This is a genomic window from Bradyrhizobium sp. 147, from assembly GCF_023073935.1.
Lineage (GTDB): Bacteria > Pseudomonadota > Alphaproteobacteria > Rhizobiales > Xanthobacteraceae > Bradyrhizobium.
Window position 1 is genome coordinate 152746 of the sequence record NZ_JADPKL010000140.1, and the last position, 21166, is coordinate 173911.

General features: G+C 62.5%; 21 protein-coding genes. 12 read left to right on the forward strand and 9 right to left on the reverse strand.

Annotation, left to right across the window (positions count from 1 at the left end):
- The first annotated feature begins 133 nt into the window (after positions 1-133).
- A complete protein-coding gene (locus IVA87_RS33050; RefSeq protein ID WP_247337284.1) occupies positions 134-313 on the forward strand; it encodes a CsbD family protein in 180 nt (59 codons plus the stop codon).
- A complete protein-coding gene (locus tag IVA87_RS35455; protein ID WP_247337286.1) occupies positions 310-1449 on the forward strand; it encodes a DUF305 domain-containing protein in 1140 nt (379 codons plus the stop codon). Before IVA87_RS33050 ends, IVA87_RS35455 begins: the two co-directional genes overlap by 4 nt.
- Before the next feature lie 137 nt (positions 1450-1586).
- Here the strand turns inward: IVA87_RS35455 and IVA87_RS33060 are convergent, their stop codons facing one another.
- Genes IVA87_RS33060 through IVA87_RS33080 form a run of 5 tightly spaced genes read right to left on the reverse strand, consistent with a single transcriptional unit; the run spans position 1587 to position 6904 of the window.
- On the reverse strand, positions 1587-2591 hold the full coding sequence (locus tag IVA87_RS33060; RefSeq protein WP_247302214.1) for a nitronate monooxygenase family protein: 1005 nt from the start codon (positions 2589-2591) through the stop codon (positions 1587-1589).
- A 23-nt stretch (positions 2592-2614) separates the two neighbouring features.
- A complete protein-coding gene (locus tag IVA87_RS33065) occupies positions 2615-3802 on the reverse strand; it encodes an acetyl-CoA C-acyltransferase (protein ID WP_247302216.1) in 1188 nt (395 codons plus the stop codon).
- 14 nt (positions 3803-3816) lie between these two features.
- Complete coding sequence (locus tag IVA87_RS33070) at positions 3817-4947, reverse strand: acyl-CoA dehydrogenase family protein (RefSeq protein WP_247302218.1); 1131 nt, start codon at positions 4945-4947, stop codon at positions 3817-3819.
- A 23-nt stretch (positions 4948-4970) separates the two neighbouring features.
- Positions 4971-6152 carry an acyl-CoA dehydrogenase family protein gene (locus IVA87_RS33075; RefSeq protein WP_247302219.1) on the reverse strand — a complete coding sequence of 394 codons (1182 nt, stop codon included), beginning with the start codon at positions 6150-6152 and terminating at the stop codon, positions 4971-4973.
- Between the two features lie 14 nt (positions 6153-6166).
- Positions 6167-6904, reverse strand: a complete 738-nt coding sequence (locus IVA87_RS33080; protein ID WP_247302222.1) for an SDR family oxidoreductase — start codon at positions 6902-6904, stop codon at positions 6167-6169.
- A 360-nt stretch (positions 6905-7264) separates the two neighbouring features.
- On the opposite strand from IVA87_RS33080, the gene IVA87_RS33085 reads away from it, so the two are divergent.
- Positions 7265-8008 carry an SDR family NAD(P)-dependent oxidoreductase gene (locus IVA87_RS33085; RefSeq protein WP_247302224.1) on the forward strand — a complete coding sequence of 248 codons (744 nt, stop codon included), beginning with the start codon at positions 7265-7267 and terminating at the stop codon, positions 8006-8008.
- The gene (locus IVA87_RS33090) at positions 8008-8685 is read left to right on the forward strand and encodes a glutathione S-transferase family protein (protein WP_247337288.1); all 678 of its coding nucleotides are present in this window, start codon (positions 8008-8010) and stop codon (positions 8683-8685) included. Before IVA87_RS33085 ends, IVA87_RS33090 begins: the two co-directional genes overlap by 1 nt.
- 26 nt (positions 8686-8711) lie before the next feature.
- On the opposite strand, the gene IVA87_RS33095 is transcribed toward IVA87_RS33090, so the two are convergent.
- Positions 8712-9911, reverse strand: coding sequence for a CoA transferase (locus tag IVA87_RS33095; protein ID WP_247302226.1), 1200 nt, complete (start codon positions 9909-9911; stop codon positions 8712-8714).
- Positions 9912-9984: 73 nt separating this feature from the next.
- Positions 9985-10617, reverse strand: coding sequence for a 2-hydroxychromene-2-carboxylate isomerase (locus tag IVA87_RS33100; protein WP_247302227.1), 633 nt, complete (start codon positions 10615-10617; stop codon positions 9985-9987).
- Between the two features lie 234 nt (positions 10618-10851).
- On the opposite strand from IVA87_RS33100, the gene IVA87_RS33105 reads away from it, so the two are divergent.
- On the forward strand, positions 10852-11364 hold the full coding sequence (locus tag IVA87_RS33105) for a helix-turn-helix domain-containing protein (protein ID WP_247302229.1): 513 nt from the start codon (positions 10852-10854) through the stop codon (positions 11362-11364).
- Between the two features lie 170 nt (positions 11365-11534).
- On the opposite strand, the gene IVA87_RS33110 is transcribed toward IVA87_RS33105, so the two are convergent.
- Positions 11535-13373 carry an AMP-binding protein gene (locus IVA87_RS33110; RefSeq protein WP_247337290.1) on the reverse strand — a complete coding sequence of 613 codons (1839 nt, stop codon included), beginning with the start codon at positions 13371-13373 and terminating at the stop codon, positions 11535-11537.
- A 98-nt stretch (positions 13374-13471) separates the two neighbouring features.
- Positions 13472-14671 carry an ABC transporter substrate-binding protein gene (locus tag IVA87_RS33115; protein ID WP_247302233.1) on the reverse strand — a complete coding sequence of 400 codons (1200 nt, stop codon included), beginning with the start codon at positions 14669-14671 and terminating at the stop codon, positions 13472-13474.
- A gap of 565 nt (positions 14672-15236) precedes the next feature.
- Between IVA87_RS33115 and IVA87_RS35215 the strand changes: the two genes are divergently transcribed.
- The 7 genes from IVA87_RS35215 to IVA87_RS33145 all read left to right on the forward strand — a co-directional run bounded on the left by IVA87_RS35215 (position 15237) and on the right by IVA87_RS33145 (position 21075).
- Positions 15237-15359: a hypothetical protein gene (locus IVA87_RS35215; RefSeq protein WP_256466521.1), complete on the forward strand. Its 123-nt coding sequence runs from the start codon at positions 15237-15239 to the stop codon at positions 15357-15359.
- 100 nt (positions 15360-15459) lie between these two features.
- On the forward strand, positions 15460-16458 hold the full coding sequence (gene coxB / locus IVA87_RS33120) for a cytochrome c oxidase subunit II (RefSeq protein WP_247337292.1): 999 nt from the start codon (positions 15460-15462) through the stop codon (positions 16456-16458).
- On the forward strand, positions 16455-18368 hold the full coding sequence (gene ctaD / locus IVA87_RS33125; RefSeq protein WP_247302236.1) for a cytochrome c oxidase subunit I: 1914 nt from the start codon (positions 16455-16457) through the stop codon (positions 18366-18368). Before coxB ends, ctaD begins: the two co-directional genes overlap by 4 nt.
- Positions 18365-18964: a cytochrome c oxidase subunit 3 gene (locus tag IVA87_RS33130; protein ID WP_247280435.1), complete on the forward strand. Its 600-nt coding sequence runs from the start codon at positions 18365-18367 to the stop codon at positions 18962-18964. Before ctaD ends, IVA87_RS33130 begins: the two co-directional genes overlap by 4 nt.
- Positions 18961-19314, forward strand: coding sequence for a hypothetical protein (locus IVA87_RS33135; RefSeq protein ID WP_247337294.1), 354 nt, complete (start codon positions 18961-18963; stop codon positions 19312-19314). The genes IVA87_RS33130 and IVA87_RS33135 overlap by 4 nt, the downstream gene beginning before the upstream one ends.
- Complete coding sequence (locus IVA87_RS33140; RefSeq protein ID WP_247302240.1) at positions 19302-20225, forward strand: cytochrome c oxidase assembly protein; 924 nt, start codon at positions 19302-19304, stop codon at positions 20223-20225. The genes IVA87_RS33135 and IVA87_RS33140 overlap by 13 nt, the downstream gene beginning before the upstream one ends.
- 58 nt (positions 20226-20283) lie before the next feature.
- Entirely contained in the window at positions 20284-21075 is a 792-nt protein-coding gene (locus tag IVA87_RS33145; protein WP_247302242.1) for a heme-binding protein, read from the forward strand.
- Positions 21076-21166 lie beyond the last annotated feature (91 nt).

Sequence of the window (21166 nt, forward strand, 5' to 3'; positions counted from 1 at the left end):
GCGCCGAGGAGTCTGATCAACGCCTCCGGCATCTTCCCCCATGCTGCCGGACGCATTTTGGACGAAACCGCTAGCCCCGGCGCTCATTCCCCCCTTTGGGGGCCGGGGCGGCGGCGTGAGCTTGGAGGCTGCAATGGGCAAGGTGGAGGGTCTTAAGCAGCGGATCGCCGGCAAGGCGAAACAGGCTGTCGGCGAGATCGTCGGGGATCAGGAGCTCCATGAGGACGGCAAGGCCGAGGCGGAGCGCGGCCGCGACGAACAGGACAAACCGAGCGAGCTCAATCCGCTGAAGAAGCTCCATCAGCTGACGTGAACGCGCCATCTGAGCCGGCGCTTTCCGTCAGCAGGAGGCGACGTCGCTCGCGCTGGACCGCGGCCATCGCGCTCGGCCTCATCAGCAGCACCTTCTCGACCATCGTCAGCCAGCTCTTCGCCGCGCGGATCGGCCGCGATGCAGCGGTCGACTGGATGATTGTCGCCACCATTCCGGCGCGCGACTGGGCGATCAGCGCCGATCCCTCATGGAGTGCGGTCGCCACCGGCATCGCGTTCCATCAATGGGCGGACTTTTCCTGGGCGGTCGTCTTCTTCGGCGTGCTGGGACGCTGGACGGCGGACTTGCGGCCGCTGACGATCCTGCTGCTCGCGCTGCCCTGGGCGGTGTTTTCCTCGGGCATGGAATGGTTCGTGCTGGTACCGCTTTTTCCGTTCTGGCAACCCCTGTTCACACTGCAGCAGCCCTACTGGATCGGGCTTCTCGTGCACGGCTCGTCGGCCGTGATGTATCCCCTGTTCGCGCGGCTGCGCTGGACCCACGGCAATACGCCCGCCCGCGATCTGCGCTTCACCAATGCCTGGATCACCGGCGCCCTGATCGTGATCGCCCTGCTCGGGACGATCGCTTTTTTCGGCCGCCATGGCTACGAGCTGCCGTGGATGGGACGCGACAGGGATGTCGACCAGGCCTATATCCGGCACATGACCACACACCACGCGCAAGGCATCGAGCTTGCGCGGATCGCAGCCGAGCGCGCGCAAGACCCGCATTTGCAGAAGCTCGCCATGCTGATGATCGCAAGCCAGGCCGGCGAGAAAACAATCTTCGAGAACTGGTGGCTGAGCTGGTTCGACACGGAGATGCCGGACTGCACCGCGCAGGAGCGCTCCGCCATGCCGGGCTTTCTGACGCCGGCCGAGATGCGTCAGGTCAGGATCGCCGCGCCGGAGGCGTTCGCCCGCCTGTTTGTCGAGATGATGACGTTGCATCATCGGGGTGCGGTGAAGATGGCGGACCAGATGTGGCACAGCCGTGGCGATCCGCGCCTGCGCATCATGGCTCATGCCCTCCGCCATGAGCAGCAAGGTGAGATCGCGCTGATGCAAGGCGTGAGCGGCGTCGCCGCGGTGGCGACGGCCTTTCGCAACATGTTCGGCGACAACGTCAATTGAGCGCGAGCAAGCTTGGCTCGCATCGATGCGGCAGGCCAGGAAGTCTCTTTGCGGCAAGACCGTCTTCAAGACTCATCAGACGCACTCGTGGGAGTGCGCTGCTCGATCCAGAAAAAGCCGAGTCGCTCGCCCCGGCTTCACGCCACCTTCAGCGCGGCCCCGCTGTCAGCGTCGAGAAATCCCGTAAGCCTGCCCCTGATCAGTCGCTCGGCATCCGCCATGATGCGGTCGACCAGCTCCTTCACGGTTGGAATGTCGCGGATGAGCCCCACGACCATGCCGCAGCTCCAGGCGCCCGCGTCCATATCGCCCTCGATCATCACCTTGGGATAGACGCCCGCCACCTGATCATGGATGTCGTCGATCTTGAGGCTCTTGCCTTTCTCCCGCTCGACCCCGAGCAGCTGCTCGACGCCCTTGTTGTTCAGGACCCGCTCGGTGTTGCGGAGCGCCCGCATGACCAGCCTTGTATCGAGCTCCGACGCCCGGACCAAGGCATTCTTGACGTTCTCGTGCACCGGCGCCTCCTTGGTGGCGATGAAGCGCGTGCCCATGTTCATGCCGGCGGCGCCCATTGCCAGCGCCGCAACCAGGCTGCGCGCGTCCGCCATACCGCCGGAGGCAACAAACGGGATGTTCAGTTCCTCGGCCGCACGCGGCAACAGGATCATGTTGGGCATGTCGTCTTCGCCCGGATGGCCGCCGCATTCGAAGCCATCGACGCTGACGGCGTCGCAGCCGATCTGCTCGGCCTTCAACGAATGCCGGACCGAGGTGCATTTATGGATCACCTTGATGTCGCCCGCGTTCAAGGCCGGCATGTACTGTTCGGGGCTGCGTCCGGCGGTTTCGACGATCTTGACGCCGCCTTCCCTGATCGCAGCGATGTATTCCGGATAGGGCGGCGCGCTGAAGGTGGGCAGGAAAGTCAGGTTCACCCCGAATGGCTTATCCGTCATGTCGCGGCAGCGCGCGATCTCCTTGGCCAGCAGTTCCGGCGTTCGCTGCGTCAGACCGGTGATGATTCCGAGCCCGCCGGCATTCGACACCGCAGCGGCGAGCTCGGCGAAGCCGACATAGTGCATCCCACCCTGGATGATCGGATGTTCGATGCCGAACAGTTCAGTGATCGCTGTCTTCACGAATGACCTCCCCGCGTTTCCGCTCAGTGAATGATTTCGAACAGTCCCGCCGCGCCCATGCCGCCGCCGATGCACATGGTCACCACGCCGTACTTCGCCTTGCGCCGCCGGCCCTCGAGAAGGAGGTGGCCGGTAAGCCGCGCTCCGGTCATGCCGTAGGGATGACCGATCGCGATCGATCCGCCGTTGACGTTGAGCTTGTCCGGGTCGATGCCGAGCTTGTCGCGGCAATAAATCACCTGCACCGCGTAGGCCTCGTTCAGCTCCCAAAGATCGATGTCGTCGATCTTGAGGTCATGCCGCTTGAGCAAGCGCGGGATCGCGACGACAGGGCCGACGCCCATCTCGTCGGGTTCGACGCCAGCGGCGACGAAGCCGCGGAAGATGCCGAGCGGCTTGAGGCCCTTCCTGGCCGCGATCCTGTCGCTCATGATAACGCAGGCCGAAGCACCGTCCGAAAGCTGGCTGGCGTTGCCCGCGCTGATCGTCTTGCCTTCGAACACCGGCTTGATCCTGGACAGGCCCTCGGCCGTGGTCTCGGGGCGTGGGCCTTCGTCCTTTGTCAGCGTCACCTCCTCGTAGGTGACCTCCTTGGTGTCCTTGTCGACAAGCGCCATCCTGGTCGTGAATGGCACGATCTCGTCGTTGAAGCGGCCGGCCTGCAAAGCAGCGCCGACGCGCCGTTGGCATTCGAGACTGTATTCATCCTGCTTGTCGCGGCCGATCTTGTAGCGCTCGGCGACGATCTCGGCGGTCTCGAGCATCGACATGTACATTTCGGGTTTCATCGCCATCAGCTCATCGTCGACGGCGTGGAACTTGTTCATGTGCTCGTTCTGCACGAGACTGATCGACTCGATGCCGCCGCCGATCGCGACTTCGACGCCATCGAGCATGACCGACCGCGCTGCAACTGCGATGGCCTGCAGCCCCGACGCACATTGGCGGTCGATGGTGGTGCCGGCGACGGTGACCGGCAGGCCAGCGCGGATCGCGCCCTTCCGGGCGACGTTCATCACCATGGTGCCTTGCTGCATCGCGCAGCCCATCACCACGTCCTCGACTTCGCCGGGCGCAATGCCGGCGCGCTTCACTGCTTCGGCCATCACATGCCCGGCCATGGTGGGGCCGTCCGTGTTGTTGAGCGCGCCGCGATAGGCTTTGCCGACGGCGGTCCGAGCCGTGGAAACGATGACTGCTTCAGTCGTCATGCTGGCCTCTCTGTTTACGCGGCTGTGTCCAGCTGCGCGTAGCGCAGCACGTGGAACGCGGGATCGCCGAACTGGATGTTGATGGAGGAGATTCGCTTGAAATAATGTCCGACGTTGAGCTCGTCGGTCATTCCCATGCCGCCATGAAGCTGTACCGCCTGCTCGGCGACGTACTTGCCGGCATAGCCGATCTTCGACTTGGCGCCCGAGGCGAGCCGCGAGAGTCCCACATCGCCCGCGGCGAGGCTGAGGTTGAGATGTTGCATCAGGGAGAGCGCCTCCTGATGCGCGATGAACATGTCGACCATGCGATGCTGCAGCACCTGGAAGGAGCCGATGGTGGCGCCGAACTGCTTGCGGGTCTTGGAATATTCCAGTGTGGCGGAATTCAGTTCGCCAATCGCACCGACGCCTTCCGCGCAGAGCGCGCCGATCGCGCGATCGCGGCAGGCCTCCAGCGCGGCAACGCCCTCGCCTTCCGGTCCGAGCAATTGCGCACGAGCCTCGCGCAGGCTGATCTCGGCGGCGCGGCGACCGTCGATGGTCTTGAAGCTCTGAAGATCGACGCCGGCGGCGCGGCGATCGACCACCAACAGGCTGACGCCGCCACGGTCACGGTCATCGCCGGAGGTCCGGGCCGAGACGATCAGATCGTCGGCCCACGGCGCGGCGATCACCATGGTCTTCGCGCCGCTCAGGATGTAGTCATTGCCCTCGCGCCGCGCTCTCGTCGTGACATTGCCAAGATCGAAGCGCGATTCCTTCTCCGTCCAGGCCAGAGCCCAGGCCTTTGTGCCGTCGATAATGCCGGGGATGAAGGCTTGCTTCTGCTCCGGCGTGCCAATCTGCTCGATCAGGCCGCCGGCCAGCACCACCGTTTCGACGAAAGGCTCGATGACGAGGTGCCGGCCGAACTCATGCATGATGATCATGGTCGACAAAGGACCACCGCCGAGACCGCCGACCTCCTCGGAGAACGGCGCCGCCAGCAACCCGAGCTCCGCGAAGGCCTCCCAATGCTTCCGGCTGAAGCCTTGCTCGCTCGCCACGATCTTGCGGCGCGTGTCGAAATCGTATTGATCGCGCAGCAAACGCTGGACGCTGGATCGCAGCATGTCCTGCTCTTCCGTGAACTGGATGTCCATCCGATCCTCCCGATGCGCCGCGTCTAAAGACCGAGCACTGCTTTGGCGATGATGTTTCGCTGGATCTCGTTCGATCCGCCGTAGATGCTGAGCTTGCGCGCGTTCAGATATTTCTCCGACGCGGTATGAGCGTACTCCGGGCCCGGCATGAAGTGGTTGGCGCTGACCGGATGCTCGCGGATCGCAAGGCCGTAATTGCCAATCGCGCGATGAGTGAGTTCGGTGATGCTCTGGAATATCTCGGTGCCGCGGATCTTGAACAGCGACGCCGCCGGCCCCGGGTCGATGCCCCGCGCCATCTGGCCGACGACGCGCAGTTCGGTCGCCTCCAGAGCCAGGACATCGAGCTCGATGCGGGCGATGTCCCGCAGAAACTCGAGATGTGCCGGATCGTGCGCTGGTATCTCGGCCTTCACGATCTGCTTCAGCTTCCCGATGTAGCGGGTCGACCGGCCGATGCCCGCCATGCTGGTCCGCTCATTGCCGAGCAGGAACTTGGCGTAAGTCCAGCCTTTGTTCTCCTCGCCGACCAGGTTCTCCACCGGCACGCGGACGTTCTCGAGGAAGACGTCGTTGACCTCGTGGCTGCCGTCGATCGTGATGATCGGCCGCACGGTGACGCCGGGCGACTTCATGTCGATCAGCAGGAAGGAGATGCCGGATTGCGGCTTCGCGTTCGGGTCGGTCCGCACCAGGCAGAAAATCCAGTCGGCGTGCTGCGCCAGCGTGGTCCAGGTCTTGTGGCCGTTGACGATGTAGTGATCGCCGTCGCGCACCGCCTTGGTCCTGACGGTTGCAAGGTCCGAGCCGGAGCCCGGCTCCGAATAGCCCTGGCACCACCAATCGTCGCCGGAGAGAATCCGCGGCAGGAAGCGCTTCTTCTGCGCCTCGTTGCCGAACGTGTAGATCACCGGCCCGACCATGGTCACGCTGAACGCGAGCGGCGGCAGCGTTCCGGCCCGGGAGGTCTCCTGCTCGAAGATGAAGCGTTGCCTGATCGACCAGCCCGGACCGCCATACTCCTTGGGCCATAACGGCGCGATCCAGCCCTTATTGTAGAGAATGCGATGCCAGAGCAGCGACTGCTCCTTGGTCAAATCGGTCTCAGGATTCGGAACGCGCATTTCCGCCGGATAATTCTCTGCGATGAAGGCGCGCACCTCATCGCGAAAGGCAGCATCCTCGCTGGAAAGGTTGAGCTCCATCGCAGCTGTCTCCGCTACCACTTCTCACCGAAGGGGCGGATCTCCAGCTCGAAGGTCCAGGCGCTGCGCGGCTGCTGATACAGCAGCCAATAGGATTCCGCGACCGACGACGGCGGCATCAAGAGATCGGGATTGTCGAGGGCGTCCGGACCGAGCGCCTCGACCCGCCGCTGCCGCACCCATTCGGTGTCGACCCCGGAGTCGATGATGAGATGCGCAACGTGAATGTTCTTCGGCCCCAGTTCGCGCGCCGCGGCCTGGGCAACGGCCCGCAGACCGAACTTGGCACTGGCGAAGGCGGCATAGCCGATGCCGCCGCGCAGGCTCGCCGTGGCACCGGTAAAGAAGATGTTGCCCTTGCCGCGAGGCAGCATCAGCCGCGCGGCTTCGCGGCCGGCGAGAAAGCCGGAATAGCAGGCCATCTCCCAGACCTTGCGGAAGACGCGCTCGGTCGTTTCCAGGATGGGGAACTTGACGTTGGCCCCGATGTTGAAAATGCAGACCTCGAGCGGCGCATGCTTGTCGGCGTCTCCCAGGAAGGAAATGATCTCCTCCTCCTTGCGCGCGTCGAGCGAACGCGCGTGGATTTCGCCGCCCGCCGCCTCTATCTCCTTGACGAGCGGATCAAGCTTGGCGCCGTTGCGGCGCCCGGCAAACACTGTGAAGCCCTCCGAGGCAAACTTCTTTGCGATCTCGCTGCCGATATAGTCGCCGGCACCAATCACGGCCACGGTTGCGTTTCTCTTCTGCAAGGGTCGTCTCCCGGATTAGGTTAGATCTGTTGAAGCTGCTCTGCCGGTGCCGGAGCATCCAGCATGATGCGCTGTCCGCGCACCGTGATCACCCGGTCGCCGGCGATATCGACCGCGCCTAAAAAACCGCGCCACTGCCAACCTCCCGAACCATGGGCCCGGTTCTTTTCGAGACCTATTCGAATTGGAGTTAACGTTCTTTTTTAGAACTCGTCAATTGCTAAATTGCCGTCTGGCGATTTCGCGCCGGAACGGCAGAGTAGCTGTCGCTTTGCGTTGGACTGACAGAACGTCGTTTACAACGTTACTGCGAACGGCTACTTGTAAGTATCAAATAAGAACTTATAGGGAGAAGCGATCATGATTGAGGGTCCCGGCGTGGCGATCCTGGTGGGCGCGGGCGATGCGATCGGTGCCGCCGTCGCCCGGCGCTTTGCCAAAGGCGGCTACACAGTCTGCATCTGTCGGCGTGACGCAACCAAATCCCAAGGGCTCGTGGACGAACTGACGGCTGACGGCCATCGCATCCATGCCTTCAGCGTCGATGCGCGGCAGGAAACCGAGGTCCAGAAGCTCTTTTCCGACATCGAAGAGAAGATCGGAGCCATCGAGGTCTGCCTTTTCAATGCCGGATCGAACGTCAACAAGCCTCTCGTGGAGACCTCCGAAAAGCTGTTTTTCAAGGCCTGGGAGCTGGCCTGCTACGCCGGATTTCTCGTCGGGCGCGAGGCCGCGCGCGTCATGCTGCCGCGCGGGCGCGGCACCATTTTCTTTACCGGTGCGACGGCCAGCATTCGCGGCGGCCAGGGGTTTGCCGCGTTTTCGTCCGCGAAGTTCGGACTTCGCGCGGTGGCCCAGGCCATGGCGCGCGAGCTTGGGCCGAAGAACATCCACGTCGTCCATCTCATCATCGACGCCGGCGTCGACAGCGAAGCCATCCACCAGCGCATGAAAGCGGCGAAGGGGATCGAGGCGAGCGAGATCCCGCCGGACAGCCTGACAAAGACCTCCTCTATCGCAGAAGCCTATTGGTTCACGCACCAGCAGAGCCGCGACGGCTGGACCCATGAACTCGATCTTCGCCCGTCGGTGGAGAAGTGGTGATGAGTACGATACCCGACCTCACCCTGTGGGGTGCCGGAACAAGCCGCACCATTCGTGCACATTGGGCAATGCACGAACTTGGCTTGTCCTACAAGGTCAAGCCGATCGGACCACGGACAGGCGAAACCAAGACCGCTGAATACACCCGGCTCAATCCCCGCCAGAAGATTCCGCTGTTGCAGGATGGTGACTTCTGCATCGGTGAAAGCGCCGCGATCGTCGCGTACCTGTCGCGCATGTATTCCACGCCGGAGGGCTCGCTGATTCCGGAAGCCACCCGCGACTATGCCGCGTGGCTCGAATGGTGCTTCTTTGTCGTGGCCGAGCTCGATTCGACGAGCCTCTATGTCATGCGCCGCCACCGGGCGGATGCGCTCGGACACATCTATGGCGTCGCCCCCGAGGTCGTCGCCCAAGCCGGCCAATATTTCCGACAACAATTGCGGCATGTGGAGGTCGCGCTGATGGACGGGCGCCAGTTCCTGATGGGGGACCAGTTCACCAGCGCCGACCTCCTGCTCGCGACGTGCCTCGATTGGGCCATCGCTTATGGGGTCGACATTTGCGACAATGCGCACCCATACCTTGAGCGCATTCACGGGCGGGACGCGTATTGCAGAGCCCAGGCGGCGAATGTTCCCGTGGCGCCAATTACGCCGGTATCGGCAACCGTTTGAGAGCAATCCCCGGTGCGCGCTTCCGTCTATACGGCCGCGCGCACGCTGCGCTCGGCGATCATCTTGTCGATGGCACGGTCGTCGTAGCCCAGATCGCGCAGTACCTCGCGCGAATGCTCGCCGACCCGGGGGGCCGGCCCGCCGATCGCGGCCTGGTTGACCTCGAAGCGGGCTGCCGGCCTCGGCTGGCGCACCCGGCCGACCTTCGGCTGATCGAATTCGGCGATGATGCCGCGGGCGAGGACCTGTTCGTTGTGGATGATCTCGGCCCGACGCAGGATCGGCGCGCAAGGCACATCCGCTGCGTCGAGGCGTTCCAGCCATTCGGCTGTCGTATTTTGGCTGATGTATTCCGCCATCTTGTTGATCCGCGCGGTGGCATTGACCGAGCGCGCCGCTGGCGTCGCAAAGCGGGGATCCGTGGCGAGCTCGGGGTCGCCGGAGGCACGGCAAAAGCCCTGCCATTCGGAATCGGAGATGGTGCCGGCGGTGATGTAGCCGTCGCTGGTCTTGAACACCAGGTCCGGCCGATCATTCGGATCGGCGGCGATTGCCTCGGCGCCGAGCACGGTGTACTGCATCATGCCTTCCGGCCAGAGATAGGAGATCATCGCATCAAGCATCGCCACTTGGATGTGGTCGCCCTGCCCCGTCTTCTCACGGGCATAGAGCGCAGCCGCCACGGCTTGCGCGGTGAACACCGCGGTGGTCTTGTCGCAGACGATGGTGCGGATCATCTGCGGGCGGTTCGTGACGGGCTGCGACTGGATGTCGGCGAAGCCGGACAAGCCCTGAATGATGGGATCATAGACCCGTTTCTTCACGTAGGGGCCGCTATCACCGACGCCGCTGATCGACACGTAGATCAGGCGCGGATGGCGCTGGCGCAATTCCTCGACCCCCAGACCAAGGCGTTCCATGGTACCTGGTCGGAAATTCTGCACCAGGATATCGGACTGCGCGATCAGCTTGGCGAGCACCTCGCGCCCGGACGCGCTCTTGACGTCGATCGACAGCGAACGCTTGCCGCGGTTTGACGAGATGAACAGTGCGGAGAACTCGCCCTCCTTGTCGATGGTGGCACGGCTGCGGCGGGTGATGTCGCCGCCGATTGGCTCGATCTTCAGCACGTCGGCGCCCTGGTCCGCCAGAAACATGGTCGCGAACGGACCCGACACCACGCCGGTCAAATCGAGCACTCGAACGCCGTGAAGTGGGCCGGGCATGGGCATTCTCCCTGAATTTGCGTTTGCTTTGGGTCCGAGTGGCTTTCGCCACTCAACCTGGACAGTCGGCCCGTCAGGCCGTCTTGGAAACAGGTTGTCTGGTCTGCTCAAGGATCGACTCCTCGACATCGCGGATCTGGTCCTTGCCGAAGAACATCTCCTTGCCAACGAAGAATGTCGGTGAACCAAATGCACCGCGGCTGACGGCGTCATTGGTCAGATCGATCAGCCTCTTCTTGACGTCATCCTGCTGCGCGCGCGCAATCAGCCGGTCGATGTCGATCCCCGAGGACACGAACGCGCTCCGGAAGATTTCCGGATCATCCATCTTCTTGGGCTCTTCCCACATATGACGATAGGCGGCACGGAAGTAGGGCTCGAACATACCCTCGAGCTGGGCGGCGACGGCGCCACGCATCAGCATCAGCGTGTTGACCGGGAAGAATGGATTCTGACGAAACTTCGTGATGTTGTGGCGGCGGATGAACCGCTGGGTCTCCAACGCCTGGTATTCCGGCTTGTTTTTGATCCCGCGAAGCGAGTCGAACGGCGACATGTTGCCCGTCGCCTTGTAGATGCCGCCGAGCAGAACCGGGACATACGCGAACTTCACGCCGGTGCGCTGCTCGATGCCGGGAATGGCAACTTCCGCCAAATAGGCGTTCGGGCTGCCGAAATCGAACTGGAATTCAACCTTCAGGGTCATCTGGGCCTTCTCCCGGGAGCGAATGGCGGTCACCGGCGATCCGCTCGCCAGCTCGAGGTTCGGCCAAGCATATAGTTCTGAAATAGAACTGTCAAACATACCTGCAATCTGCTGGTTTCGCCTATTAAGGAGGGGTATTGTTTGGAATTCAGTACCTATCTAGAATGCGAGGGCCGGCGGCCGGCCTCCGTGACGATTCGAGACGGCCCATGCCGGGACGATTGGAGTGGCTGAATGAAGTGGAAAGAGCTCGAGGAAGAGCCCTGTTCGATGGCCCGAACCATCGGCGTGATCGGCGATCGCTGGACTCTTCTGATCCTGCGCGAATGCTTCCTGCGCACGCGCCGCTTCGAGGGATTTCAATCGGCGCTCGGGATCACGCGGCACTTGCTCGCCGAACGCCTGAAGAAGCTGGTTCGGCAGGGCATCCTGCGCCGCATTCCCTACCAGGACTCCCCCAAGCGCCACGAATATATCCTGACCCAGAAGGGCCTCGACCTCTATCCGATCATGATGGCGATCGTGCATTGGGGCGATACCCACATGGTCGACGAGCGCGGCCGGCCCTTGCTGCACCAGCACCGCAAGTGCGGAAAGGACTTTGATCCGGTCATGGTGTGCTCTGAATGCGGCGAGCCGCTCTCGGCCAAGGAGGTCCATACTCACCCTGGGCCGGGTGCGCGCAGCACTCCGGCGACGGCGGTGCCGGAGGTCCGAAAGACAAAGGCGCGCTCGCGCGCCGCTTGAGGCCTGCGCATCGAGGCCTCGTGCCAGAGATGCCAATACGAGGAGGAAAGCGGCGTCGGCGCCGATTGAACCTGCTGCCACACACTATGTCCTGATCTGGCGGCCCGCCGACGGCGGGCGTCTCGTTGAATGTCGCAGCGAAGCCGTCTTCCAAATGCGATTGCCCTGCCCTACACCCGCGCCACATCCCGGCATGGTTCGTTCATATAGAGACGTTCAACCTGCTCGGCGCGAGCTTTGAGCACCGCGCGCTGGTTGACATAGGCCTTGTCGGTGATTTCTCCTGCTGCCATTGACGGCGGATCCTTCAGCAGGGAGAAGGCGCAGACTCGTTCGCTGCTTCCGACCGCCTCGTTGTATTCCTGAAAGCGGTCCTTCAGAAACTGAACCACGACAGGATCGCAGGTCAAATCAACGGCTGCAGTCTTGGATATCCGGCCTGCCTCGGTCGGGTTCAGCCAGCACAGCAGCGCGCACGTCTCGCGATTTTCGCCGGCAACAACGATGTCCAGCAAGACGCCACGTGTGGCGGCCAGGATTGCCGCACGCATGTTTCCGATTGAGACCCAGGTGCCATTCGCAAGCTTGAAGTTCTCGGAAATTCTCCCGGTAAAGCGAAGGCCCCGCTCCGGCCTCTGCGGATCCAGAAACGAGACGGTATCGCCAATGCGATAAAATCCTTCCTCGTCGAAGGCCTTTGCCGTCAGATCGGGCCGTTCGAGATAGCCGGGCGTAACGTTGGGGCCCTTGACCCTGGCCTCGTAGGTATCGGAGACCGGAATGAGCTTGAGCTGCAGCCCCGGCGCGGGAAGACCGATCTCTCCGGGCTGATCCGTTGCCCAATGTGTCGAACTGATCGTCGGCGCGGTTTCGGTTGTGCCGTAACCCGACATGACCGGAATTCGCCGGCCGGTGGCGGCAAATGTCAGGCGATAGAGTTTCTCGAGAGTGTCCTGAGAAATTGCGGCGCCGGCATAGCTCAATCGGTCCATCCGCTTGAACACGCTGGCGCCAAGGTCGAGGTCGTTCTCGATTGCATCACACAGGAGGTTATACCCGGCAGGCACGTTGAACATGGCGGTTGGCGAGATCTCCCTGAGATTGGCGACCGTCTTGTGAAAGAGATGCGGCAGCGGCCGGCCATCATCGATATAGAGCGTCCCGCCATTTCTGAGGATGCCGTGAAGGATGACATTGCTACCCATCGTATGGTGCCAGGGCAGCCACTCCACCTGGACCGGCGCATCGGGCGGAGACACCAGCAGACTCCCCATTTGCAGGGAGCTTGCCATCATGCGGTGGGTGTTGAGCACGCCCTTGGGGAAGCCGGTCGAACCGGACGTGAAGAGAATTTTCGCGACGGCGTCACAAGGCACCTCGCGCGATGCGCGTTCGAATCCTTCGCGCCCGGTTCGCGCCGCCAGAGCCTGAAAAGGCACTGTGTCCGGCGCACCATCGACGCTGATCCAGGTCGCGGCTGCCAATTCGGGAATGGCGCGGCCGGCGGAAAAGTCGCGTCCGCTTTGAACGAACACGAAGCTCGGACGCAGCACTTCCGCGATGTCCTTGAGACGTGCGAGGCCCCCCGGCATCAAGGTGTAGTTCGGCGAGATCGGCGCCAGGATGACCCCGATCGACATCGCCGCAAACGAGATCACCGCGTTCTCGATGGAGTTTCCGGAAAGCACCGCCAGCTTGTCGGCCGGCCTTGCGCCCATATCGATCAGGCCTTGGCCGACCGCCTGAACCTGCGACCATGCCTCACCATAGGTGATCTCGTCCCATCCTCCCTTCGTATTGCGTTGCGCAAGGAAAACCCGATCCGGAACGGCATTGGCCCAGCGCGGCAGAAAATCGGTGATGCGCCAGTCGCACGGCGTCCATTCAAGAGGCGAGCTCAAGATGAGCGTGCCGTCGGGGCGACGCTCGATCGAAACCTCGCGCGGGGCAAACGTCAGTGCCGTCCTCGACATCGAAAATGATCTCCCGAATTGCTGAAAGGCGACCACATGCCGTGCATTCCCGTAACGCCCAGCGGCGGCCTACCGGCGCATTGCAAGCTTGGGACGCAGCTCATGCGGCATCCGTCACTCTGGCTGGGGCGAGTTCATTCGGACCTGGCGTCGAGCACCTCGCCGAAGGCTTCCCAGGTTGATCCGGTCCATCGTTGCAAGCGCATCTGCGTCCAGATCATGTTCTCGGATTCGCTGGTGTTCACCTTGATCCCGGGCAGCGCGGTTGGGACGATGAAATCCTTGAGGTTCTTGGCCTGCGCCAGAATGTTCTTGCGGGATAGATCATTGCCGCATTGCTTCAGGATCTGCTCGAGCAGGATGCCTTGCTGATAGCCGGTCAGATAGCTGCCGTTGGTGATATCGACGCCGGCCAGGTACTTGTCGAGAAACGCCCGATAGGTCTGCATGGCGGGATCGTCTTTCCATGTCGGATCCACGACGTCCTTGTTGATCGTCCCGACGATCACGCCGACTGATTTGTCGAGGCCAGCCGGCACGAGCGTGCCCCCGACCGAACCGGACGGAAAGTTGATGATCACCGTCGCCTTCCAGCCGATCACAGAAGCCTGCCGGATCGCCTGCGCGGCGAATTTCGGCGTTCCCGCGATCATCAGGGCGTCGGCACCGGAGCTTTTCAGGTTTGTGATCTGCGAGTCGACGGTCGGCTCGGTGATCTCATAGGACGCGCTGACGACCTTTCGATCGTAGTCCTTGCCGAGAAAGGTCTTGAAGGCATTGACGTAATCTTTGCCGAGATCGTCGTTCTGATAGAGGATCGCATATTTGGCGTTCGGCAGCGTCCTGGTCAGATATTTCGCGTAGATTTTTCCTTCGGTGTCGTAGCTGACAAGACCTGTCGTGGTCAGCGGGTAGCTGGCGACGTCCGTGAACTTGGACGAGCCGCTGATGATCGCGATGCTCGGCACGCCTTTCGCTCTCAGGTATTTTGCCGTGGCCGAAAGGCCGGGCGTGCCGAGCTGGCCGAACATGAACGCCACCTCATCGCTCTCGACGAGCTTGCGGACGTGCTCTACCGCTTTCGGAGGGCTGTAGGCGTCGTCATAAGCGATGTAGTTGATCTTGCGGCCGTTGATGCCGCCGCGGTCATTCACCGATTGAATGTAGGCGATAAGACCCTTGCCGACGAGACCGATCGATGACGCCGGTCCGCTGAACGGAAACACCCCGCCGATCTTGATCTCGGTCGCAGTAACGCCGACCTCGTCGGCCGCAAACGCCGGACCATTCAAAAGCAAAGCCAGGGCCGCAACGGCCTTCCATTTCGTCAACATTGTTCGTCCTCCCAAACCCGCACCTTCCTGGTACGTGGTCCTGTCTATTTGCGCGGCTGCACGCCCGGCCTCACGCGTAGGGCTGAGCTGGTCCGGCGCGGCAATCCGTAGATGGGCGGCCGTTACGATCGGGCCATCTTGTCGGCCCATCCTACAGTTCTATTTCAGAACTGGTCAAGCGATTAGATGACGGCACGCGGAAAGTCCCGTGACGCGCCCGGGAGGTGCCGAACTCGACCTGCGGATACCCGTTCAAATGCCACCATTGCACAGATAGCGACAGCTCTGATCACCGGGGAGCAAGCCTCGGCGCAGAGCCGGTGAAGAATAGTAAATTCCAATACTGAACTCTCTTGCCGATACTTTGCCCAAGACTTAGGAACCACGACAGCACGCTCGCATTTCCCGCATGTCTGACGGAGCACTCAAATGGGCAATAGCGGCCTCGGCGTGCTTTTGACATTTGCGCCGCAACGAGCGCGCAACGGGAGCGAAGCCGCGCAGCGCCGCACGATCCACAAGAGCTGATGGCAAGGTGATTGAACCGCAAAGTCGAGGATGATCAATGCTTGAAGACCTTCGCGCGATTGCCCAGCCAGGGGCGATGATAGCCGTCCTGATCGTCCTGCTGCTGATGGCCGTGGGCGACGCGGCAATCTTCATCGCGACCAGAGGATGGCCGTTCTGAGACGCTGTGATCCAGCCATTTCGCGGAGATAGGAACCTTCATACGAGTGACCGGTTCGCCCTCCAACAGGGGAGCGCGGCGAACATCGATGCCTGTCCGGATGCGAACGGCTCTGGTGCTATTTGCGACGTTGCCGCTGGCCGCTTGCGCCGGCCGGCAGTCCGTGCTCGACCCGCAGGGACTTCAGTCCAGCCAGATCCTTCATACCATCTTCATCTTCCTGACCGTTGCGGCCGCCGTCTGGATCGCCGTCGTGGTCGTGCTTGGCGTCAGCATGCTGCGCCGAAAGCGCCCGGCCGACCAACCACTCGCGCTGCACCAGGGGTTTGAGCGGACGTCCGGTCGCGTCGTCTTTGTCCTGGGGCTCGCAACCCTCGTCATCGTGCTCGGACTCTCCATTGTGAGTTATGCCGGTCAGCGCACGATCTTTGCCAAGGACGAGAACGCCCTTACGCTCAAGATCATTGGCCACCAATGGTGGTGGGAAGTCCGCTATGAAGCTGACAGTCCGCATCGGAGCTTCGTGACCGCGAACGAGATCCGCATCCCGACCGGCCAACCGGTGAAGGTCGAGCTGGAATCCGCCGATGTGATCCACAGCTTCTGGGTGCCGAGCCTGACCGGGAAAATGGACCTCATCACCGGGCAAAAGAACGAGCTGCAATTCACGGCGAAGAATGCCGGCGTCTATCGCGGGCAATGCGCCGAATTCTGCGGCCTTCAGCATGCGCATATGGCCTTCGCCGTGCTCGCGCTGCCGCCGGATGAATTCGGCCGCTGGCGCGACCATGAGAACCAGAGCGCGAACAGCCCTACGGATCAGCTCGGCAAGCAGGGCGAGGCTCTTTTCCGAGCCCGCGGATGTGCCTTGTGCCACAACATCAGCGGCACGCTGGCCGGCGGGCAGCTCGGCCCGGATCTCACGCATATCGGCAGCAGAACGACGATCGCGGCGGGAACGCTGCCGAATACGCCGGCGACGCTCGCGGCCTGGATCGCCGATCCCCAGCACATCAAGCCCGGCACTCTCATGCCAAAGATGCCGCTGCAGTCGGGCGAGCTCATCGCGATCCTACACTATCTGGAGCAGCTCAAGTGAGCATCGCCGCTGAACCACGTGAGATACGGGATGACGTCCTGAATGGCCTTCAGCTGTCCACGCAGCTGGAGCGGGTGTGGCGTACGCCGTCCGGATGGACGGGTGCGCTCACGTCGGTGGACCACAAGGTCGTCGGCCGCCGGTATATCGTCACCGCTTTCGCTTTCCTGCTTCTCGGCGGCATTCTCGCGATCCTGATGCGCGTTCAGCTTGCCGGACCGGAGAAGACGTTCCTGTCGGCCGACAAGTACAATCAGATCTTCACCATGCACGGCTCGACGATGATGTTCCTGTTCGCCGTCCCGGTCATGGAGGCGTTCGCCGTCTATCTCGTGCCGCTGATGGTCGGCACGCGGAACATCGCCTTTCCGCGCCTCAATGCCTTCAGCTATTGGATGTTTCTGTTCGGCGGGTGCTTTCTCTGGATTTCCTTTGCGCTCAATGTCGGCCCGGACGTCGGCTGGTTTGCCTATGTCCCGCTCTCCTCGCTGCAATACACGCCGACGAAGCGCCCGGACGTGTGGGCGCAGATGATCACGTTCACCGAAGTCGCTGCGCTTGCAGTCGCCGTGGAGATCATTGTCACCGTTTTCAAGCTCCGTGCGCCCGGGATGACCCTTGACCGCATTCCGCTATTCGTGTGGGCCATGCTGGTAACGGCCTTCCTGGTGATGTTCGCGATGCCGTCGGTCATGGTCGCATCGACGTCGCTGATCCTCGATCGGCTCGTCAACACCCGCTTCTATGATTCATCCTCCGGTGGGCATCCGCTGCTCTGGCAGCATCTGTTCTGGTTCTTCGGCCATCCGGAGGTCTACATCATCTTCATTCCAGGCACCGGCATGGTTTCGGCAATCCTGGCGACCTTCGCGCGCAGGCCGGTGGTCGGCTATCCCGTCGTCATTCTCTCCCTGATCGCGACTGGCTTCCTGTCGTTTGGCCTGTGGGTCCACCACATGTTCGTCACGGGCCTGCCTCAGCTCGGCGCCGGCCTATTCACGGCGTCCAGTATGCTCATCGCGGTGCCGAGCGGGCTGCAGATCTTCTGCTGGCTGGCAACGCTCTGGGACGGACGGCCGGTCTACCGCACGCCGCTCCTGTTCGTGATCGGTTTCATCGTCATCTTCGTGCTCGGCGGCCTGTCCGGCGTGATGGTCGCCTCGGTCCCGATCGACACCCAGGTGCACGACACTTACTTCGTCGTTGCGCACTTTCACTATGTCCTGATCGGCGGCGCGGTGTTCCCGCTCATCGGTGCCGTCTATTACTGGTTTCCGAAGATCACAGGCAGGATGCTCAGCGAGAGCCTCGGTCGCTGGAATTTCTGGCTGGCCTTCATCGGCTTCAACGTCGCGTTCTTCCCGATGCACATTCTCGGGCTGATCGGAATGCCGCGTCGGGTCTATACCTACACGGCCGACATGGACTGGGCGCACTTGAACCTGTTGTCCAGCGGCGGCGCGCTCGTTTTCGCGCTCAGCTTCGCGCTGCTTCTGGTCAATGTGATCTACAGCCTGCGCAAGGGTGAGCTCGCGGGCGACAATCCTTGGCACGCTTCAACATTGGAATGGGCGACGTCCTCGCCACCGCCGCCGCAGAATTTCGACCGCATTCCCGTCGTCAAACACCGCGATCCGCTGTGGGCCGATAGCATGAGCCTGCCTGTCGTCGCGGGTCTGAGCGCGGAGCGGCGCGAAGTCCTGCTGACCTCACTGGCAGAGGCCGATCCGCAAATCCGCGAAGCATCGCCCGAACCCAGCATCTGGCCACTGCTCACAGCCATCGCAACCACAGTGTTCTTCATCGGTTCGATCTTCACGCCATGGGCAGTGCTCTGGGGCACGCCGCCGATGGCCGTCGCCTTGATCGGCTGGTTCTGGCCGACCGGCAGCAGGGAGGACGAGGAGTGAGACAGACCATCGTCCGTAATGTCGCCGAACTGCCGACTTACGGGTACGGCCCACGCAGTGGACCATGGTGGGGCGCCATGGGCTTCATGGCGCTCGAAGGCATGGGCTTTGCCATCGCGATCGGCGCCTATCTTTATCTCTACGCCGTCAATCCGAACTGGCCGATCGGCGCGGCGCCGCCCGATCTTTGGCCAGGTACGGCCGAGGTCGCGGTCTATCTGCTCAGCATCATCCCGAACGAGATCACCAATCGGGCCGCGCACCGGCAGGATCTTGCGAAAGTGCGGGTCGGTCTCATCGTGATGGCCGTGATCGGCACCGCCCTTCTTGTTCTGCGCGGCTTCGAGTTCGCCCATCTCAATACGCGCTGGGACAATTCCGCCTACGGATCGATCGTGTGGCTCATTCTCGGATTGCACACGACCCATCTCGCCACCGATGTTGGCGACACGATCGTTCTGGCCGTCCTGATGTTCACGAGGCACGCAAAGCCGCGCCGCTTCAGCGATGTAACCGACAACGTCTTCTACTGGAACTTTGTCGTGCTTGCTTGGCTGCCTCTGTACGTGCTGCTGGATTGGGTGCCGCGCCTATGACCGAAGCTGACGGACATTCCAGATTGCTGTATTGGGCCGGCGTTGCGCTTGGGCCCGTTGCATGGGGTATTAGTTTGCAAGGTGTCTACGTGTTCGCGCACTTCTCGTGCGAGAAGACGAGGCTGAGCGGAGCAATCCTGAGCGCTGTTCTGGCCATCGTCGCTCTTGCAGGCACCATCATATCGGCACGCGCGGTTCGACGCGGTGCCAGCGCTGAATGGTCCGATGCGCAAGGTGGCGGTCCCAGGACGTTCATGGCGTGGCTCGGCGTCGGCTCCGGCGTGCTGTTCGCGCTGGTCATCGCGAACCAGTTCGCCGCGTCGCTCATGATCAGCCCATGTCTGCGCTGAGCTTTGCGGCGTTGTTGCTTGCGCTGCTCGCGCAGCCGGCCGCCGCGCACGGACTATCCGATGTCGATTCGGGATCACTCTGGAGCTTCGACCCATGGCTCATGGCCCCGCTCTATGCCACGGGCATTGGCTTCTATGTTGGAACGCAGCGCCTCTGGCGGCACGCGGGAGGCGGCCGCGGCGTCAGCTTCCGGCAGGTCGCCGCGTTCTGGACCGGCTGGCTCGTGCTCGCGCTTGCGGTGACCTCGCCGCTACACTGGCTGGGCGAGCGGCTGTTCACCGCGCACATGGTTGAGCATGGCTTGCTCATGCTCGTCGCGGCGCCACTGATGGCGTTTGCCCGGATCAACGGCCCGCTGATGTGGAGCCTACCGGCCTCGTTCCGGCCATCGGTGGGCCGAATTCTCAATCTGCCGATACTGGTTTGGCCTTGGACTTTTGTGAGCCACCCCATCAGCGCGACCATCTTCCAAGGCGCGGCGCTCTGGATCTGGCATGCACCACCGCTCTACGCGCGGGCGCTCGAGAGCGCCGGGATCCATCGCCTCCAACATGTCAGCTTCTTTGTGACCGCGCTGTTGTTCTGGTGGGTGCTGCTGCATGGCCGCGGACGGGGCCGCAGCACCCGAACTCGCGACGGCATCGCCGTCGCCTGCCTGTTCATCACCATCCTGCATTCCGGTGTGCTCGGGGCCCTGCTGACCGTATCGCCGCGGCTCTGGATCCCGGCCCAGGGCGCCCTCGCCGGGGAATTCGGCCTCTCGCCACTTGAAGACCAGCAGCTCGCAGGCATCCTGATGTGGGTGCCCATGGGAATACTCTACACAGCCGCCGCATTGTTCTTTGCTCACCGGTGGCTGACCACGAACGCTGGCCACTCGCACCTGCCGCTCATGCGCGGTCCTGCATAGGAACCGCAACTTCTCTTCGGACGTTCGCCTGCTGAGTGCGACACTCCACGGAGGCCACATGGGCAAACGATCTGTCATGGCGGCAACGGCTGTCCTGTCCACGGCATTCTTGGCGCCTGCAATCTTGAACGCGCAGGACCAACCCCGGCCGGCTATGTCGTGTCCGGTCGACCATGACCAGCTCGCCGATATCCTCAAAAAGAGTGTGAAGCCCGGCGGCGGGCCGGGCAATGGAGGCTTCGACAACAACGAATGGGCTGCTGTCGTCAACCGACAGGGTCTTGTCTGCGCGGTCGCCTACAGTGGCAGCAAGGTCGATGATCAGTGGCTGGGCAGCCGGGCAATCGCAGCCGAAAAGGCGAATACGGCGAATGCGTTCAGCCTGAAGGACAAGGCGATGGCCACGGCCAACCTCTACGCGGGCGCGCAACCTGGCGGAATTCTGTTCGGCGCAGGTCTCAGCAACCCACCGTCGCCAGAGGTTCTGTACTCGGGCTCGCCCGACGAATTCGGCACGGCGCGCGATCCAATGGTCGGAAAACCCGTGGGCGGCGTGATCGTCTTTGGCGGTGGTCTGGCGCTCTATGACGGCAACGGGATCGCCGGTGCGCTTGGTATCAGCGGCGACAGTTCCTGCGCCGATCACAATGTTGCCTGGCGCGTCCGCCGCCTGCTTGGACTTGACCGCGTGCCGGCCGGAGTCAGTCCCAATATGAAGGACGCGATCATCTATGACATCGGCCCGGACGGCAAAAGCCCGTCAGGATTTGGCCACCCCAAGTGCAACGGCAAGGAGGATCAGATCGCGGTCGATCTCGGCGCAGGCGTATCGGGCAACGTCGTGAGATAGCTGCGAATCCCTCCTTTTGGAACCAAGGGGAAGCGCAACGTTTGTACGTTCGCACCGGCCTGCAACGCGGCATGGCCTCGTCACCGCCATG

Bases quoted from the DNA above. Each gene is read 5' to 3' on its own strand.
- coxB (WP_247337292.1), top strand. From the start codon at position 15,460: ATGCGAACGGCTCTGGTGCTATTTGCGACGTTGCCGCTGGCCGCTTGC.
- IVA87_RS33140 (WP_247302240.1), top strand. From the start codon at position 19,302: ATGTCTGCGCTGAGCTTTGCGGCGTTGTTGCTTGCGCTGCTCGCGCAG.
- IVA87_RS33135 (WP_247337294.1), top strand. From the start codon at position 18,961: ATGACCGAAGCTGACGGACATTCCAGATTGCTGTATTGGGCCGGCGTT.
- IVA87_RS33090 (WP_247337288.1), top strand. From the start codon at position 8,008: ATGAGTACGATACCCGACCTCACCCTGTGGGGTGCCGGAACAAGCCGC.
- IVA87_RS35215 (WP_256466521.1), top strand. From the start codon at position 15,237: ATGCTTGAAGACCTTCGCGCGATTGCCCAGCCAGGGGCGATGATAGCC.
- IVA87_RS33070 (WP_247302218.1), bottom strand. From the start codon at position 4,947: ATGGACATCCAGTTCACGGAAGAGCAGGACATGCTGCGATCCAGCGTC.
- IVA87_RS33085 (WP_247302224.1), top strand. From the start codon at position 7,265: ATGATTGAGGGTCCCGGCGTGGCGATCCTGGTGGGCGCGGGCGATGCG.
- IVA87_RS33115 (WP_247302233.1), bottom strand. From the start codon at position 14,671: ATGTTGACGAAATGGAAGGCCGTTGCGGCCCTGGCTTTGCTTTTGAAT.
- IVA87_RS33100 (WP_247302227.1), bottom strand. From the start codon at position 10,617: ATGACCCTGAAGGTTGAATTCCAGTTCGATTTCGGCAGCCCGAACGCC.
- IVA87_RS33075 (WP_247302219.1), bottom strand. From the start codon at position 6,152: ATGGAGCTCAACCTTTCCAGCGAGGATGCTGCCTTTCGCGATGAGGTG.
- IVA87_RS33105 (WP_247302229.1), top strand. From the start codon at position 10,852: ATGAAGTGGAAAGAGCTCGAGGAAGAGCCCTGTTCGATGGCCCGAACC.
- IVA87_RS33145 (WP_247302242.1), top strand. From the start codon at position 20,284: ATGGGCAAACGATCTGTCATGGCGGCAACGGCTGTCCTGTCCACGGCA.
- IVA87_RS33095 (WP_247302226.1), bottom strand. From the start codon at position 9,911: ATGCCCGGCCCACTTCACGGCGTTCGAGTGCTCGATTTGACCGGCGTG.
- IVA87_RS33065 (WP_247302216.1), bottom strand. From the start codon at position 3,802: ATGACGACTGAAGCAGTCATCGTTTCCACGGCTCGGACCGCCGTCGGC.
- IVA87_RS33050 (WP_247337284.1), top strand. From the start codon at position 134: ATGGGCAAGGTGGAGGGTCTTAAGCAGCGGATCGCCGGCAAGGCGAAA.